Here is a 16114-nt window from a genome sequence, read left to right on the forward strand (position 1 = left end):
AGGGAAACCAAAGCGCGGTCCGCATGGAGCCCTGAGAAGCGACAGGCGTTTTCGATGCGGACGTGGACGATTTTGCCAATGAGGGTGCAATGCCAGGGCGGATATTGATTGCAGATGATGTTGCGACCAATCGCATCGTAATGAAGGTCAAGCTGAGCGCGGCCTTTTACGAGGTGTCGCAGGCAATCAACGGCCACGACACGCTGGCGATGGCGCGCGCGACAATTCCCGATCTGATCATTCTGGACATGACGCTGGGCGACATGAGCGCGCCCGAAGTCTGTCTACAGCTCAAGGCCGATCCGGTGACCGCCGCGATTCCCGTGATCATCGCCACTGCGCGCAGCGATACCGAAACCAAACTGACGGCGCTGCAAGCGGGCGCGGATGAATTTCTCACCAAGCCGCTGGACGAAATGACCCTGCTGGCCCGGGTGCGCAACCTCTTGCGCAGTCGCGCCACCTCTGACGAGCTTGCGCGCCGCGACGCCACCGCACGCGAACTGGGCTTTGCCGAAATGCCGACGGCCTTTACCCGCAAGGGGCGCATTGCCTTGGTGGGGCGCGAAACCGATGATGCGCTGACATGGCGCGCGGGGCTGCGCGGCATGATCAGCGACACCATCGAAGTGATCCCGCATGATCGGGTCCTGGAACTGGCCGCCGAAGGTCAAGCCGCCGATATATATGTCATTTCATCCGACCTACCGGACCCCGGCGCCGGGCTGCGCCTGTTGTCGGAACTGCGCTCACGCGAGAATACCCGCTTTTGTGCGACCGTCATCGTGCATGAAATGGCTGATCGCAACAGTGCGATCATGGCGCTGGATCTCGGTGCAAACGACCTGATCACCCGCGGCTTTGACCCCGAAGAAATGGCCATCCGGCTGCGCGCGCAGATGAAGCGCAAGATTGAAACCGACCGGCTGCGCGCCTCGGTCGAGGACGGCTATCGACTGGCAATCGTTGACCCGCTTACCGGCCTCTACAACCGGCGCTACGCCCTGCCGCATCTGAAGAAACTTGCCCGCGAAAGCGAAGCCAACTACCGCCCCTTCGCGCTGATGCTCGTGGATATCGACAAATTCAAGGTCGTCAATGACACGCTTGGACACGCGGCGGGGGATGACGTGCTGCAACAGGTCGCCCAGCGTTTGCAGAACGGATTGCGCAGCATGGATCTGATTGCGCGCATCGGCGGCGAAGAATTTCTTGTTGCCATGCCCGCAACCAGTCTGGTCGATGCCCGCCGCGCCGCAGAACGTCTGCGCGAAGTGATTTCGTCGCGCCCCTTTGACTATGGCCTGCGCAACGGCGCGTCCGGCGAGGGCGCCATCGGCCAGACCCATGTGACCGTGTCCATCGGGTTGGTGATGGGCGGGGATACCGGCCCCCAGGCGCCCACCCTCGACGAACTGATGAGCGCGGCGGACCGCGCGCTTTATGCCTCCAAAGCCGAAGGTCGCAATCAGGTCACACTGGGCTGTTACGCCGCCTAGAACCGCCCGCAGCCCATCTCGCGCCCCCCAGCCCGCAGGCCATAAAAAAACCGCCCGAAAGTCGGGGCGGTTTTCGAGTCGGGGTGGCTTTCAAGTCGGGGCAGTTCTCAAGTCAGGGCGGTTTTCACTGTCCATAACCGGTGACTTGGGCAACCGCCGCCTGGATCAGTTCCTTGCGTCGGGTTGTTCGGGCCGCTCGAACCCCTCTTTGTCAAACCCGCTTTTGCCGCCTTTACCAGCGTCACGTTTGTTCAAATCGCGCGGCGGGTTGGCGATCACACTCTCCAGCCGGGCCGTAAAATCGACGCGCTGCGCCTCGCTCATGCTGTCCACATGGGCGACAAGCGACTGCACACCGGCGGCTTGCCACGCGCGCAGCTCGTCCAACTGGCTGTCCAGCGCCGCCTCAAAAACCTCCGGCGCGAACGGCTCGCGTTGCAGGGCCCCCAGCACCTCGGAAAAATGATCCTCGATGCGGGTCCGCATCTGCGACGGCGACCCGACACGCCGCACGAAATCGCGACCAATAGTCTTGCGGTCGCTGTCATCGAGCGCCGCAAGATAGGGCCCAAAGCCGATATCGCGCGCGCCCATCATCCGGCCGCCGCTGACATCGCGGTCAGGCGGGCCGCGCAACACCGCACCAGCCACAAGCCCCACAACCGCCAGATTCAGCGCCAAAGACACCGCAAGAACGCCCCTGCGCCAACGCAGGCGCCGCTTGGGGGGCGTCCCACCGCTTTGCGGGTCCGGGGAGGCCACATTTTGCTCCGTATCGCGCGCCATAGTTATCCCTCAACTGCCAGATCGTAAAATCCGGTCGCGTAATCTGTCTCGCCGTAAGTGGTGTCGCTTGCAGCGCTCGTCGCCTGCGTGCTTGCCGAGGCCGAATAGGCCGACAGGCCCAGCGCCGACAGGCCCAACGTGCCCACCGTTGCAGGCGAGGTCACCCCGATGCCGATGCCCGCCACGGTGGCCGTTGCCAGTCCTGCCACGCTCACCCAGCCGCCCAGCGCGGCCAGAGCCGTGGCAAAGAGGCCCCGTTTCACCGCCGGTGCCGCCGGCACCAGCCGCTGCGCGCCTTGGGCATCGGCCTCTGCGATGATGCGCTGCATCAAATCGCCCGTGGGCATCACCGAGGCCTCTCGCGCCGCGTCGAAAAACGCGTCGAGATCAGTATCATCGAGCATCAAGTCACGATCAGCCATCCGTATACCCCAGTTCTTCCTTGCGCGCGGCAAGTGCCGTCGCCAATGTCCGTTTTCCCCGCGCCGTCAGACTTTCGACTGCCTCGACGCTGATGTCCATCACCTGCGCGATCTCGGGGTTGTTCAGCCCCTCGATGTGGCGCAGCACCACGGCCTGCCGCTGGCGCTCGGGAAGCAGACGCAGCGCCGCTTCCAGCGCCTGTGCGCGGGCCGAATTCTGCATCGACTGTTCGACGCCCGGCGTGTCATCCTCGGGTTCGGGAATATCCTCCAGAGCCGAGCCACGTTTACGCCGCAGCCTGTCGGTGCACAGATTTGTCACGACGCGGTAAAGCCACGTCGTCACCTTTGCTTCGCCCTGCCGCCAGTCGGGCGCGATTTTCCACAGGCGCAGCATGGCCTCCTGCGTCACGTCCTCGGCCTCGGCGCGATCTTTGAGCAGCCGGTTGGCATAGCCGGTGACCCGGGGGGCCAACCGCATGGTCAAGGCACGGGCAGCCGCACCATCGCCATTGCCATAAGCAACCAGCAAAGCCTCGTCGGGCACATCGTTGAGGGCGTCGTAGGGCATATTCATCTTCCCGGATGCGTATCTCAAAGTCATGTCCCAGGCAATCCGCCCAGGTGGCAGGGGCAAGGCGGATCAACCGCCCTGCCCGCCACCGGGTTTATTCTGCGGCCGGTTCGGCAGGCGCGCCAGGAGCCGGTGCGTCCGACTGGCCGGGAGCGGCGCGACGTGCAGGCATATCGCTGGCATCCACCACCCCGTCCCCGTTGCGATCCATGCGCTCGAACATGGTTTGCGTGGTGGTTGTGGTGGAGGTCATTTCCTCGAGGCTGAGGGTGCCGTTCCCGTCGGTGTCGCGCTCGGCGATCATCGCGGCCTGACGCTCGGCGATTTCAGCGGCGCGTTGCGCGTCGCGATAGGCGGTCATTTCCTCGCCCGAGACTTCGCCGTCACCGTTTGCGTCGATCTCGTCGAATTTGGCCTGCTGGTAAGCGGCCATTTCCTCGGCGGAAATCGCGCCATCACCATTCGTATCTGCGGCCGCGAAATCAAAGCCACCCATGCGGCCTTTGCCCATGTCACCCTTCATGTCGCCTTTCATGCCGCGCATCGACTGATGCTGTTCGCCGCCTTTGCGGCCCTGACCCTGCATGTCGTCGCCGCCTTTTGCATAGGCGCCAAGGCTGCCGCCCAGAACTGCAGTGAGGGCGAGGGCGGAAATAAGTGCGTTACGTTTCATTCTGGTCTTCCTCCAAAAGGGATCAATGCAGGACCGTCCCGTCCTGCGATGGTAAGCAAGACCGTCCCGTCCTGCTCTGTAAGGTCAAACGGCACCACCGCCTGTTTCCGTCCCTCTGCTCTTTCACAATCGCTCACACGGGCGTGTATGCCGGCACGCGCGCGTCTGTGCGGGTCATGATCACATACGCGTCAACAGCGCGGTTCCGTCGCCTGCCCCCGCGCGCAGGTCGGATAAAATGTCACGCCGGCGCGCAGGGGTGCTATTGCAAAAATGCCGCCGCTCCTGTGTCGCGCCTGTGTTGCCCAGACCCTAAGTTGCACAGAGCGTGACACCGCGCCGCAAGGACAGACCACGCGCAAGCCGCTAAGCTGCGCCACACGACCTCGACACCACGCCCGACTCCCCCAGACACCACCCCATTGAACTGAGAGTGCCCCATGATTGATCTTGATCCGACACTGTCGCCCGCCTTTGGGGGCGCATCTCCGGCTGAACGCGATGTGAAAACGTCGCTGCTGCGCGGCTGGCGTCGGCGGTGCCCAAGCTGCGGCTCCGGCGCCATGCTAAAAGGGTTTCTCAAGGTACGCGATGCTTGTCCGGTCTGTGACGAAGACCTGCACCATCACCGCGCGGACGACGGTCCGGCCTATCTGACCATTCTCATTGTCGGACACCTGATGGGACCGCTGCTGTTGTGGGCCTTTGTCGAATTCCGCCCCGAACCGCTGGTGATCGTCGCGATTTTCACGACCGGTTGCACGGCCCTGTCACTCTATCTGCTGCCGCGCTTCAAAGGGGCGATGATCGGGTTTCAATGGGCCAAACGGATGCATGGTTTCGACACCACCAACCGGTTTGCCCAAAAATAGACCCTACTGCGAGCGCGCGGGCTTAAGCGCGCCCAGATCGTAACCGTTCCACTGCAGGATGTCGCGCGCGGCCAAAAGGCGATCCGGCGATCCCTGCCGCGTGCGGTCCAGAATATAGCCCTGCCCGCCCGAGGGTTGACCAACAACGGCGGTGCGATAATCCGCATCCACCCACAACACCCAGTACCGCTCTGCGGCGAAGGTAAAGCGGCCGGGTCCGTCGACCACGGCCATGCCGCTGCGCGGGCTTGACGACGAACAGGGGCCCTCGGTGACGGTCCAGGCCGCACCGCCCTTTTGCACCGTGTAGGTGACAGCGCCGACCGAACACACAGCACTGTCGTCGAAATAGCCCGCCACCTCGTACCAGCGCCCCGAAAAGCGCAACGGATCGAAAGCGGCAATCGAGGACATCTGCACTGACGGATCGCGAAAGCTTGCAGGGGCGGTGGCCTGTGGCGCGCGCGCGCAGGCCGACAGCATCGCAAGAGCGCCAAGCGCAAAGGCCGGGATCAATCCACGCACAAGGTTACCTCGCGCCCGCTCTCGTCAAGAATGGCATTGCAGCCAAACAGCGGCTGCACCGGCGCGCAACTGCGCGATCGGGCAAGGCAGGCGCTTTCGCAATCGCTTGCAGACTGACAGGACTGCCCCGCATCCGCTGGACGCGTGATGCAGGCCTGCAACCCGGCCAGACCTGCTGTTTCGTAGGAACCGCCCCGCGCAAGGCAATCGGCCGCGCGGGTTTCGTTGGCTTTGGGGTCAAAGCCTGCCAGCCCGTAATCGGGCACCTCGCGCTCGCTGACGCAGGCGGCCAGCACCACAACGGCAAGCGCCGGAATTGTCCAAAAAGAGTGTCGCACGCCCATTTCACACCTCGCTTGCGACCTTGCGTCGCCTTTGGGTCCTTCCATACCTCTGTGCCGCGCTTTGCGATAGTCCCCCAAACGCTCAGAGCGGCGCGCAGCAAAAAAGGGAGCGCCAAAGCGCCCCCTTTTCTTTGCTGTCTTTGTGCTGCCTCAATAGGGCAGCGGGAATTGTTTGTGCACTTTGGCGATGTCGCTTTTGACCTCTTTGGACAGCACAAGGTCCTCGGCCCCGAGGATTTCGTCCAACTGTGCGACACTGGTCGCGCCAATGATCGGCAGGCAGTCAAAGGGGCGATCCAGAGTCCAGGCCACCGCCATTTTCGTCGGGTTCAGCCCGTGTTTTTGCGCAATCTCGACATAGGCTTGCGAAGCCGCCCATGCGTTGGGCGTAACGCGACCGCCCAGTTTGCCATCGCCCACTTCAAGGCGCGATTTCGCCGGCGTGACCGTGCCGCCTTTGTATTTGCCCGTCAGCATCCCCGTGGCCAGCGGCGAATAGGCCAAAAGCGTGAAATCGAGGTGATGGGAGGCCTCGGCCAGATCGAGATCATAGAGACGACACATCAGCGAGTATTCGTTCTGGATGGTCTGCATCGCGGGCGCATCGGTTTCGCGCAACACTTCGGCCCAGCGCGCCATGCCCCAGGCGCTTTCGTTGGAGGTGCCAAAGGCGCGGATCTTGCCCGATTTCACCAGGGCTTTCATCGCTTCGGCGACTTCAAACATATTGTCGCTGACGGCGTTCACGTCCTGCTTGTCGGGCGCAAATCCCCAGTTCTGGCGAAAGTGATAGGATCCACGGTTGGGCCAGTGGAACTGGTAGAGGTCGATCACTTCGGTTTGCAGGCGTTTGAGCGACGCCTCGACCGCCACCGGAAGGCTTGCGGCGGTGATGCCCTCCTTGCGCACAGGACCGGGGCCTGCAATTTTGGTCGCCAGAACCCATTCGTTGCGCTTGCCCGAGCGTTTGAAATAGTCGCCGATGATTTCTTCGGTGCGACCGGCCGTTTCGACCTTCACGGGGTTCACGGGGTACATTTCCGCCGTGTCCATGAAATTGATGCCCGCCTCCAGCGCGCGCTCGATCTGGGCGTGGCCTTCTTCCAGCGTATTCTGGGTGCCCCAGGTCATTGTGCCGAGGCAAAGCTCGGAGACGGAGATATCGGTTTTTCCGAGGGTGCGTCTGCGCATGCGGTTCTCTTTTCGGTGCAAATTTGTGAGCGCAAACACTAGCCCCCCAGGCCCCGAGGGCAAGAGCGGTTTTGCGCCGCATACCCGCAATTGCTGCCTCACTCTCTGCGGATGCACAGGGCGCTGTGCGAAACGGACCGTTGATCACGGCACACCACCGCATACATCAACTTCAACAGACACACTGCCCGTAGGAGGACATCATGGATATCACATTCACCGGCAAAACAGCCATCGTCACAGGGGCCGCATCCGGCATCGGGCTTGCGATTGCCGAGGGGCTTGCCGCCTCTGGCGCGACCGTGATCGTCGCCGACCTCAAACAAGAGGACGCCGATCGCGAAGCCAAGGCGATCACCGACAAAGGCGGCAAGGCGTTCGGCTTTGCAGGCAATGTGGCCGACCCGCAAGCGGTCGAAGCCATGGTGAAATTTGCCGAGGAAAAAACCGGTGCGCTGCATCTTTTGGTAAACAACGCAGGCATCGGCGGCGCTGCGGCCAAAATCGGCGACTACCCCGTCGACAGCTGGAAATCCGTGATCGACGTGAACCTCAACGGCGTGTTTTACGGCATCCGCTACGGGGTTCCGGCGATGAAACGCGCCGGTGGCGGCGTCATCTTGAACATCGCCTCGATGCTTGGCTCCGTCGGGATCGCCAATTCCTCGGCCTATGTCGCGGCCAAACACGGCGTTGTCGGCATGACCAAATCGGCCGCGCTGGAACACGCCGAAGATAACATCCGCATCAATTCCATCGGCCCGGGCTTCATCAAAACACCGCTGCTGGACGCAAACCTTGATGACGACACCAAGGCGTTCCTTTCCGCGCAGGCCGCACAAAATCGCATGGGCACCCCCGAAGAAGTCGCCAATTTCTGCCTGTTCCTTTTGTCGGATCAGGCAAGCTTCATCACCGGTTCCTATCATCTGGTCGATGGTGGCTATACGGCGAAATAGGATTTTCGTCCTTTGCCCCGATAAAGGGCCGGATCAAAGAAACGGGCGGCACGCAAGTGTCGCCTGTTTTGCCCTTTGCGTTGCTCCTTGGCCCTTGCCACGCTAGAGAAAGGGCAACCCGATCCAGAGGACTCCCATGGCCCGTACGCTCATCACCTCCGCCCTGCCCTACATCAACGGCATCAAGCACCTTGGCAACCTTGTCGGTTCCCAGCTTCCGGCCGATCTATACGCACGGTTTTGCCGCGCGCGCGGCGATGAGGTCCTGTTTCTCTGCGCCACCGACGAACATGGCACCCCTGCCGAGATTGCCGCCCAGAAGGCGGGCAAACCCGTCGCGGACTATTGCGCCGAGATGCACGCGACACAGGCCGAAATCGCGCGCGGGTTTCGCCTGTCGTTTGACCATTTCGGGCGCTCCTCTTCCGAACAGAACCGCGTGCTGACGCAGCATTTTGCAGGGGTTCTGGCCGAACGCGGCCTGATCGAGGAAGTCGAAGAGACCCAGATTTATTCGCAGACAGACGGGCGGTTCTTGCCAGACCGCTACATTGAGGGCACCTGCCCCAACTGTGGCTATGATTCCGCGCGCGGGGATCAGTGCGACAATTGCACCAAGCAACTTGACCCCACCGATCTGATCAACCCGCATTCGACCATTTCCGGTGCCACCGATCTGGAAGAACGCAAGACCAAGCACCTCTACCTCAAACAGAAATCCATGCGCACCGCGCTGTCGGACTGGATCGAAACCAAGACCGACTGGCCGGTTCTGACCACCTCGATTGCCAAGAAATGGCTCAACGATGGCGACGGGTTGCAAGACCGCGGCATCACGCGCGATCTGTCTTGGGGGGTGCCGGTGCAAAAGGGCGACCAGCCCTGGGAAGGCATGGAAGGCAAGGTGTTCTACGTCTGGTTCGACGCGCCGGTCGAATATATCGCCTGCGCGGGCGAATGGGCCGAGGCCAATGGCAAGGGCACGGCTGATTGGGAACGCTGGTGGCGCACCGACAAAGGCGCAGACGATGTGCGCTACGTCCAGTTCATGGGCAAGGACAACGTCCCGTTCCACACCCTGTCCTTCCCCGTGACCATGCTCGGCTCGGGCGAGCCGTGGAAGATGGTCGATTACATCAAGTCCTTCAACTACCTCAATTATGACGGCGGCCAGTTTTCAACTTCGCGCGGGCGCGGCGTGTTCATGGATCAGGCGCTCTCGATCCTGCCCGCCGATTACTGGCGCTGGTGGTTGCTCAGCCACGCGCCCGAAAGCTCGGACAGCGAATTTACGTGGGAAAATTTCCAAGGGTCTGTGAACAAGGATCTGGCGGATGTGCTGGGCAACTTCGTGTCGCGCATCACCAAGTTCTGCCGCTCGAAATTCGGCGAAGACGTGCCCGCAGGCACCGCCTATGGCGCGCGCGAGGAGGCGCTGATCGCCGATCTCAGCGCGAAACTTGCCACCTACGAGGCCTGCCTGTCGGCCATCGAAGTGCGCAAAGCGGCGAGCGAACTGCGCGCCATCTGGGTCGCGGGCAACGAGTATCTGCAATCTGCCGCCCCTTGGGCCACCTTCAAAACCGAACCGGACGTGGCCGCAATGCAGGTGCGCATGGGGCTGAACCTGATCGCGCTCTACGCCAAACTTTCGGCCCCCTTCATCCCCGATGCAGCGGCAACCTTGAGCGATGCGATGGGCACGGACCTGAGCTGGCCGACGGATGCCGCAGCGGCTCTGACGGCCCTGCCCGCCGGCCATGCCTTCACCGTGCCCGACAACCTCTTTACCAAGATCAGCGACGAGCAGCGCGAAGACTGGCAGGAAAAATTTGCCGGCGTGCGCAGCTAGGCACTGACCGCAGCCCGACAAAAAAGCCGGACCTGTTCAGGTCCGGCTTTTTACGTTCCGTTGGTGCCCGCGGCCGGACTCGAACCGGCACGGCCATACAGCCGGGAGATTTTAAGTCTCATGTGTCTACCATTCCACCACGCGGGCCAGCGGTCGCGCGACATTACCCGCGTCTGCGCCGCTGTCAACCGCGCCGCAGGCGATCCTCAGGACCGCCCCCAAGCCCGCCGAGACCAGCCAGAACCACAGATCCATCCGGTGCGCAGATCGCCCCCAGAGCGTCCCCAGAGCGTCCCCAGATCAACTCGACAGCGCAAATCACCCCGCAGGCCGCGCCTGGGGGGTGATCCACTGGGTCACCAAGTTATCGCGTCAGGTCAATCGACGTTTGACTGAAGCCCCGAAGAGGATCCAGAGGATTCCCCTCCGCCCGAGCCAGTCATGCCCCCCGAGAAATCCATCTCGGCGATGCTTTGATTGAGGCGTGTGCCATAGGTCATCCCGCCATCGGCGATCTGGGCAAGGACGGCAACACCCATCCCCACAACGGCCGAGGTGATGACGATGAAGTCAACCGTGACCGCACCCTCTTCATCGCTCGCAAGACCGCGAAACTTGTTTAACATGAGCCGAAGCACGTGATGGTCCTCCATACTTGGTAAATCACCTATGCCGCTCGTTTCGGGCCAAAATATGTCGGGAAAATCAAATCTTCAGGACGCTCCTTGAACAATCCAAAGCGCCCTCCCGCACTGTTTCCACCAGCCGCTCAATCCCCCAAAAAAGAGGCCCCGAACCGAGAAAAATCCCGGTCGGGGCCGCGGTGTAGCGCTGGCGTGGTGGTGAAATCTTAACGATGTTTTAGTCGGCACGGACCAATTTGGCGAGCTTTTCAAAAATCGCCTCGTTGCCGCAAATGATCGAACCGGCTTCAACGGGATTGCCGCCCGCGCGCACGGTATCGACAAAGCCGCCCGCCTCGCGCACCAGCACAAGCCCCGCCGCAAGATCCCAGGAATTCAACCGGTGTTCCCAGTAGCCGTCAAAGCGCCCCGAGGCGACATAGGCCAGATCGAGCGCGGCAGACCCCGTCGCGCGCATGCCCGCCACTTCGGGCATCACCTTGGCAAGGTCCTTGAGCACGCGCGGCAAGACGCCCCGCCCCGAGCCCGGAACGCCACCGCCCACGAGGGCTTCGTTCAAACGGGTGCGCCCCGACACACGGATGCGGCTTTCGTTCATCCACGCGCCCGACCCTTTTTCGGCCCAGTACATTTCATCCTTGGCGGCATCGAAAATCACACCCGACACGATTTCGCCCTTATGCTCAAGCGCGATGGAAATGCACCAATGCGGCAGGCCGTGCAAAAAATTCGTTGTGCCATCAAGCGGATCGACGATCCAGCGACGGGTCGGGTCCTGCCCGTCCTTGGCTTTGCTTTCCTCGCCAACCCAGCCGTAGGTCGGGCGGGCTTCGGTCAGAATGTCATAGACGATCTTTTCGGCGGCGATATCGGCTTTGGACACGAAGTCGCCCGCGCCCTTGCGCGAGACTTGCAGGTTCTCGACTTCGCGAAAGTCTTTGACCAACGACCGCCCCGCCATGCGTGCGGCCTTGATCATCACGTTGAGATTGGCGCTACCTTGCATCGTCTCGCTCCTTTGGGTTCAGCCCGCGCGTATAAGCCGCGCAGCCGCGCATGTGAAGCCAATTATGCCCCAAAAACCGGCGCATTTCGCAATGACGCGTCGAAATCCGGTCCCAAAGGCACAAGCCGCGCCTCAGGCACGTTGCAATTTCACCGGCTCGGTGCGCGCAAGACGCAAAACATGCGCCATATAGGGGCGCGTTGCATCCTCGCGGCGCACAGCGGCATAGAGACGGCGCGTCACGCCTGTGGCGGTCAGCGGGCGCGTCACGTAATCGCTGTGATATTTCACTTCGCGCACCACCCAATCGGGCAACACCGCCACCCCGCGATTGGAGGCCACCAGCAAAAGGATCACCGCCGTCAATTCCACTTGGCGCAGCGCTTTGGGTTCGACTTTTGCCGGCGCAAGCAGCTGGGAAAAAATATCGAGCCGCGCACGGTCCACGGGATAGGTGATCAGCGTCTGGTCGCGAAAATCCTCGGCTTCGACAAAGGCTTTGTCGGCCAGCGGGTTTTTCGAGGAGGCCACGAAGACCGGCGAATAGTCGAACAGCGGGATAAACTCGATGCCCTCGATATCCTCCGGGTCGGAGGAGACCACCAGATCCACTTCCTCGCGCTGCAACGCAGGCAAGGCGCCAAAGGCCAGACCGGGGCGGATATCCACGTCCACGTCGGGCCAGGCCTTGCGGAATTCTTCGAGGACGGGAAAGAGCCACTCAAAGCAGGCGTGGCACTCGATCGCGATATGCAAGCGCCCCGATTTGCCTGCGACAAGCCCTGCGAAATCCTCTTCCATCGCGGCGACGCGGGGCAGGATATCATCGGCCAGCGCCAGCAGTTTCATACCCGCCGCCGACAGTTTCAACGGCTTGGAGCGGCGCACGAACAGCTCGACGCCCGCCTGATCTTCCAGACCTTTGACCTGATGGGACAGGGCGCTTTGGGTGATGTTCAACTTATCTGCCGCGCGCGCCAGACCGCCTGCTTCGTGGATGGCCTTGATGGTACGCAGGTGGCGGAATTCGATGTGCATCGATTGAAACCCATTCATAACCTTGTTGAGGATTATGAATTTGTCTCACATGGGCCTTTGTGAGACAAGGGCGCAAATCTGATAGGATACCCTCATGACTGCTGCCTCCAGCGCGCGCCCCACCCCGCCACGCATCTCGTTTGAATTCTTTCCCCCGCAAAGCATCGAGGCGACCTTTCGCCTTGCGCGCACAGTGGATGCGTTGACCCCGCTCAAGCCCGGTTTCGTGTCGGTGACCTATGGCGCGGGCGGCACGACACGCACGCTGACCCATGATGCCGTGGCCACCCTGCACAAAATCTACGGCCTCAATGTTGCCGCGCATCTGACCTGCGTGAACGCCACCAAAGAGGAAACGCTGGCCATCGCCGACAGCTATTACGAGGCCGGCGTGCGCGAAATCGTGGCGCTGCGGGGCGATCCGCCCAAGGGCGCGGGCCAGTTCACGGCCCACAAGGACGGGTTTTCATCCTCGGTCGAACTGGTCGAAGCCCTCGCCGAGACCGGCAAATTCAAGCTGCACGTGGGCGCCTACCCCGACCCGCATCCCGAAAGCGGCGATACCGACGCCGATGTCGCCTATCTTAAGCGCAAAATCCAGGCCGGTGCGAATACGGCGATCACGCAGTTCTTCTTTGAGGCGGACACCTATTTCCGCTTTCGCGACAAATGCGCAGCGGCAGGCATCACCAAGCCGATCATCCCCGGCATCCTGCCGATTGAAAACTGGAACGGTGTGAAAAAATTCGCCGCCCGCTGTGGCACGCCAGTCCCCGACAGTCTTGATGCAGCGTTCAACACCGCCATCGCCGCCGATCGCGAGCGCGCGTATTCCATCGAAAATTGCACGAAAATGTGTGAAGCGCTGATCGCGGGCGGGGTTGAGGATCTGCATTTCTACACGCTCAACAAGCCGCATCTGACGTCGGCCGTGCTTGAAAATCTGGGCATCACCGCCTGATCGGACGCTTTAGCGGCGCAGCCGGATACGGCTGCCCGCGCCTTTGTTGCGCTGCCCCTCATAGGGATTACGCGGCGGCGTGGCGCGATAGCTGCGCGCCCGGGCGGAGCGGTTTTTGCGTTGCCAACGGCGCAGGCGCCGGCGCACCAGTCGCCACCACGCAAGACCACCGCGCCGCCTGCGTACCCGCTGCGTCAGCGAGGGGTGTAGCACCTCGGACGGGTCCGCGCCGACGACACGCGGCTTGCGCGCCCAAAACAACTTGGCCCACCCCCGCCAAGGCGGGCTTTTGGGGCCCGTCGGATCAGCCAGAAACCGCATCCGCCAGCCAAAGGGCAATGGCAGGCCCGCGCTTTCGGCCTTGTCGAGAATCCAGACCAGCGCGGCGTTGGACAGCTTGCGTCCCTCGGCCCAATCCCCCAGCTGCCCGCCGACATCGCCGTGATTGCCCCGAAACCACATTTGCACCATCTCCGGCGCCGTCCCCGCCGCAACCGCATCAGGATCGGTCTGCCACATCACGGGCGCATAGGCCCGTCGGCTTTCATGGTAGGCCAGCGCGTGATAGCCGCGTTTGACATGTGGCCCCAGATACGCGCTGCGAAACCGGTGTTTCGCCTTGGACAAGCGCCACAAAAACGGCGCGCGAATGCCGATGGCGGAGACCGTATCCCAAACGCCGATCATCTCGATCTCGACACTCTGGTGGCAATGACTACGCGCGAATTCCTGCGCGACGGCGGTATCGGGATCGCTTTGGTAATGGCTGTAGAGCACGCTGACGTTGCGTTCTGTGGCATGGGCCGCCTCCAGCAATCCCAGCCGGTCGATCATCCCCGCCAAAGAGCGCACCGCATAGGCCCCGCGCGAATAGCCGAACAGGAAAATCCTGTCCCCCTCGACATAGCGGCTTGCCAGAGCGCCATAGACCTGACGGATCTGGCGGTTGATGCCGCGCCCTTCGATCACATCCAAGGCGTTGCGCCAGCCGGACCACTGGATTCCCGCCTCGTAGCGCAGGGACAGGCGCGCAGTGGGCTCTGTTGCGGCTCTGGTTTTTTGCGCGACTTCGCGACAGAGTTTATAGGTCAAACCGGCGTTGGTTTCCTGACCGTCCTCAAGCGTGGAGAGCGTGCCGTCCAAGATCACCACATGGGTGACCTGCCCGCGCAGCACAGCGCTGTGGGGCGCGTTCGCCCGCCCCTGCGCAGGGCCCTGCGCCCCGCTTGGTGCGGGGGCCTGTTCGGTTTCGACCGTGCGCCCCTTGCGCAGCGCTGTGCGAAACCGTCCAAGCAGGCTCATGGTGCGGCCATCCCGAACAGAGCGATCCGAGCCGCCCCCATGCGAGGCATCCCACTCCCGGGCAGACAGCGTGCCCGCCGGTTCAATGCCCGCCGGTTCAATGCCCGCTCTGACAAAATGCCTTTTGACCTGTCTGCCCGCACCTGCCTGCCCTTTCGCGTTCCTCGGCTTGGTGGTTACCCTACTGCGCCGCGCAAGGCAAAAAGGATTGAGAGCGGTCAAAGGCGCAGGGCACAACAGCCCCTTCGCGCGACGCCCCTATCGCGTGAACACCATCCGCACCGCCGGTTGGGTCGTCGCCGTTTTGGGGGCGACGCGAAGTTCATTCAAAGCCATCAGCACAAACACCACCGTTTGCGCCTTCGCGTGCAGCTGGTTGATCGTGCCGGTAATGTAAATCCGCTCCTTGGGGGCGTAGAACATGAAGCTGCCGCTCATGCCCAAATGCCCAAAGACCACCGGCGTCGACATGAACAGAGAGCTGCGATTGGCCACACGGTGGGGCAGCGACATCCAATAGGGCACTTGCAAGCGCATCATGCCCAGCCCGTACTCAACTGAGGGAAACATCGGACGCCAGTCGCACAGCATTTTGACCAAACTGCGCTCGAACAGATAGCCTTCCATGAAGGCCCGTAAAAAGATCAACCCTTCGTTTGCAGTGGTGACCATCCCGCCATCCGCCTGAAAGGACGCCATGGCCCGCCCAACCAAGAGCTCCTCTTCGCCCGCGCGCAAGTTCACGGGCTTGGTATCGGCCGGATCGCAGTACAAGTAGGTCGAGCGCAGCCCAAGGGGCGCACAGATCCTGTCCTTGATGACATCCGCAAGCGGCTTGTCGTCGAGTTTTTCGATCACCTTGCCCAGAATCTGGAAATTCGTGTCGGAAAAATGTGCCTTCTTCGTCTCGCCGGGGACATGCAGCGCCCCGTTTGCGCGCGCCCGCGCGATGGCATCGTCAAAATCCCAGCCCTCGTCAACGCCCTGCGCAATATCGGTCTGATAGGAGCGGCCGTTGTTTTTGTACAAAAAGAAATCGCCCAGTCCCGACGTATGGGACAGCAACTGGCGCAGGGTGATCTGATCGGTCAGATCCACCCCCTCATGCACAAGCAATTCCTCGCAGGCTTTGCAATCGAGATAGGAAACAAAGGGCGCACTGAGCGCCAGCTTGCCCTCTGCGCGCATCTGCAACAGGACCGCGGTGATGTATAATTTGGTGATCCCCGTGGCGAAAAACGCGCGCCGCGGCCCCAGGTCCCCCCCGCCAAGGTGAAACTCGGCCCCATCCGTTTCACGATAGGCCGAAAAAGTTGCCCCCGTGTACCACGGATTTCGCAGGCGGGTTTCGATCAGGCGAGACAGGGTCATCAACAACTCCACAAGGCCGCCAGACACCGGCGCGCTTGTTCGTGGTATGGCACAATGACAGTTAACATACGGTCAACCGCGCCGCGGCGCGCGCG

Annotated in this window: 17 protein-coding genes and 1 tRNA gene; 5 read left to right on the plus strand and 13 right to left on the minus strand. The window is 62.1% G+C overall.

Annotation, left to right across the window (positions count from 1 at the left end):
* Nucleotides 1-89: 89 nt before the first annotated feature.
* On the plus strand, nt 90-1499 hold the full coding sequence (locus AQS8620_RS06780) for a diguanylate cyclase (protein ID WP_085836184.1): 1410 nt from the start codon (nt 90-92) through the stop codon (nt 1497-1499).
* Between the two features lie 165 nt (nt 1500-1664).
* On the opposite strand, the gene AQS8620_RS06785 is transcribed toward AQS8620_RS06780, so the two are convergent.
* From AQS8620_RS06785 to AQS8620_RS06800, 4 genes are all read right to left on the minus strand, one after another.
* A complete protein-coding gene (locus AQS8620_RS06785) occupies nt 1665-2285 on the minus strand; it encodes a periplasmic heavy metal sensor (RefSeq protein ID WP_085836086.1) in 621 nt (206 codons plus the stop codon).
* 2 nt (nt 2286-2287) lie between these two features.
* Nucleotides 2288-2707: a hypothetical protein gene (locus AQS8620_RS06790; RefSeq protein WP_085836087.1), complete on the minus strand. Its 420-nt coding sequence runs from the start codon at nt 2705-2707 to the stop codon at nt 2288-2290.
* Nucleotides 2700-3284: an RNA polymerase sigma factor gene (locus AQS8620_RS06795; protein WP_085836088.1), complete on the minus strand. Its 585-nt coding sequence runs from the start codon at nt 3282-3284 to the stop codon at nt 2700-2702. Before AQS8620_RS06795 ends, AQS8620_RS06790 begins: the two co-directional genes overlap by 8 nt.
* Nucleotides 3285-3375: 91 nt before the next feature.
* Nucleotides 3376-3954, minus strand: coding sequence for an EF-hand domain-containing protein (locus AQS8620_RS06800; protein WP_085836089.1), 579 nt, complete (start codon nt 3952-3954; stop codon nt 3376-3378).
* Nucleotides 3955-4394: 440 nt separating this feature from the next.
* Here AQS8620_RS06800 and AQS8620_RS06805 point away from each other — a divergent pair, with 440 nt between their 5' ends.
* Nucleotides 4395-4826: a DUF983 domain-containing protein gene (locus tag AQS8620_RS06805; protein ID WP_085836090.1), complete on the plus strand. Its 432-nt coding sequence runs from the start codon at nt 4395-4397 to the stop codon at nt 4824-4826.
* A gap of 3 nt (nt 4827-4829) precedes the next feature.
* Here AQS8620_RS06805 and AQS8620_RS06810 read toward each other — a convergent pair whose 3' ends face one another.
* From AQS8620_RS06810 to AQS8620_RS06820, 3 genes are all read right to left on the minus strand, one after another.
* On the minus strand, nt 4830-5351 hold the full coding sequence (locus AQS8620_RS06810; RefSeq protein WP_143267450.1) for a lipocalin family protein: 522 nt from the start codon (nt 5349-5351) through the stop codon (nt 4830-4832).
* A complete protein-coding gene (locus AQS8620_RS06815) occupies nt 5339-5689 on the minus strand; it encodes a hypothetical protein (RefSeq protein WP_143267451.1) in 351 nt (116 codons plus the stop codon). The genes AQS8620_RS06810 and AQS8620_RS06815 overlap by 13 nt, the downstream gene beginning before the upstream one ends.
* 156 nt (nt 5690-5845) lie before the next feature.
* Nucleotides 5846-6886: an aldo/keto reductase gene (locus tag AQS8620_RS06820; protein WP_085836093.1), complete on the minus strand. Its 1041-nt coding sequence runs from the start codon at nt 6884-6886 to the stop codon at nt 5846-5848.
* A gap of 203 nt (nt 6887-7089) precedes the next feature.
* Here AQS8620_RS06820 and AQS8620_RS06825 point away from each other — a divergent pair, with 203 nt between their 5' ends.
* Nucleotides 7090-7845 (plus strand): SDR family NAD(P)-dependent oxidoreductase, encoded by a 756-nt coding sequence (locus AQS8620_RS06825; RefSeq protein ID WP_085836094.1) that lies wholly within the window; start codon nt 7090-7092, stop codon nt 7843-7845.
* Between the two features lie 136 nt (nt 7846-7981).
* Nucleotides 7982-9697, plus strand: coding sequence for a methionine--tRNA ligase (gene metG / locus AQS8620_RS06830; RefSeq protein WP_085836095.1), 1716 nt, complete (start codon nt 7982-7984; stop codon nt 9695-9697).
* A gap of 61 nt (nt 9698-9758) precedes the next feature.
* Here metG and AQS8620_RS06835 read toward each other — a convergent pair.
* The 4 genes from AQS8620_RS06835 to AQS8620_RS06850 form a co-directional block, all read right to left on the minus strand.
* Nucleotides 9759-9844 (minus strand) — tRNA-Leu (locus AQS8620_RS06835).
* 230 nt (nt 9845-10074) lie between these two features.
* The gene (locus tag AQS8620_RS06840; protein ID WP_143267452.1) at nt 10075-10335 is read right to left on the minus strand and encodes a hypothetical protein; all 261 of its coding nucleotides are present in this window, start codon (nt 10333-10335) and stop codon (nt 10075-10077) included.
* A gap of 223 nt (nt 10336-10558) precedes the next feature.
* On the minus strand, nt 10559-11347 hold the full coding sequence (locus AQS8620_RS06845; protein WP_085836097.1) for an inositol monophosphatase family protein: 789 nt from the start codon (nt 11345-11347) through the stop codon (nt 10559-10561).
* A 132-nt stretch (nt 11348-11479) separates the two neighbouring features.
* A complete protein-coding gene (locus AQS8620_RS06850) occupies nt 11480-12385 on the minus strand; it encodes a LysR family transcriptional regulator (protein ID WP_085836185.1) in 906 nt (301 codons plus the stop codon).
* A gap of 94 nt (nt 12386-12479) precedes the next feature.
* On the opposite strand from AQS8620_RS06850, the gene metF reads away from it, so the two are divergent.
* Nucleotides 12480-13346, plus strand: a complete 867-nt coding sequence (gene metF / locus AQS8620_RS06855; RefSeq protein ID WP_085836098.1) for a methylenetetrahydrofolate reductase [NAD(P)H] — start codon at nt 12480-12482, stop codon at nt 13344-13346.
* 9 nt (nt 13347-13355) lie between these two features.
* Here the strand turns inward: metF and AQS8620_RS06860 are convergent, their stop codons facing one another.
* Both AQS8620_RS06860 and AQS8620_RS06865 read right to left on the minus strand, forming a co-directional pair.
* Nucleotides 13356-14648, minus strand: coding sequence for a T6SS phospholipase effector Tle1-like catalytic domain-containing protein (locus AQS8620_RS06860; protein ID WP_085836099.1), 1293 nt, complete (start codon nt 14646-14648; stop codon nt 13356-13358).
* 258 nt (nt 14649-14906) lie between these two features.
* On the minus strand, nt 14907-16019 hold the full coding sequence (locus tag AQS8620_RS06865; RefSeq protein ID WP_143267453.1) for a serine hydrolase domain-containing protein: 1113 nt from the start codon (nt 16017-16019) through the stop codon (nt 14907-14909).
* Nucleotides 16020-16114 lie beyond the last annotated feature (95 nt).

Origin of the sequence: Aquimixticola soesokkakensis, assembly GCF_900172375.1 — a bacterium.
GTDB classification, from domain to species: domain Bacteria; phylum Pseudomonadota; class Alphaproteobacteria; order Rhodobacterales; family Rhodobacteraceae; genus Aquimixticola; species Aquimixticola soesokkakensis.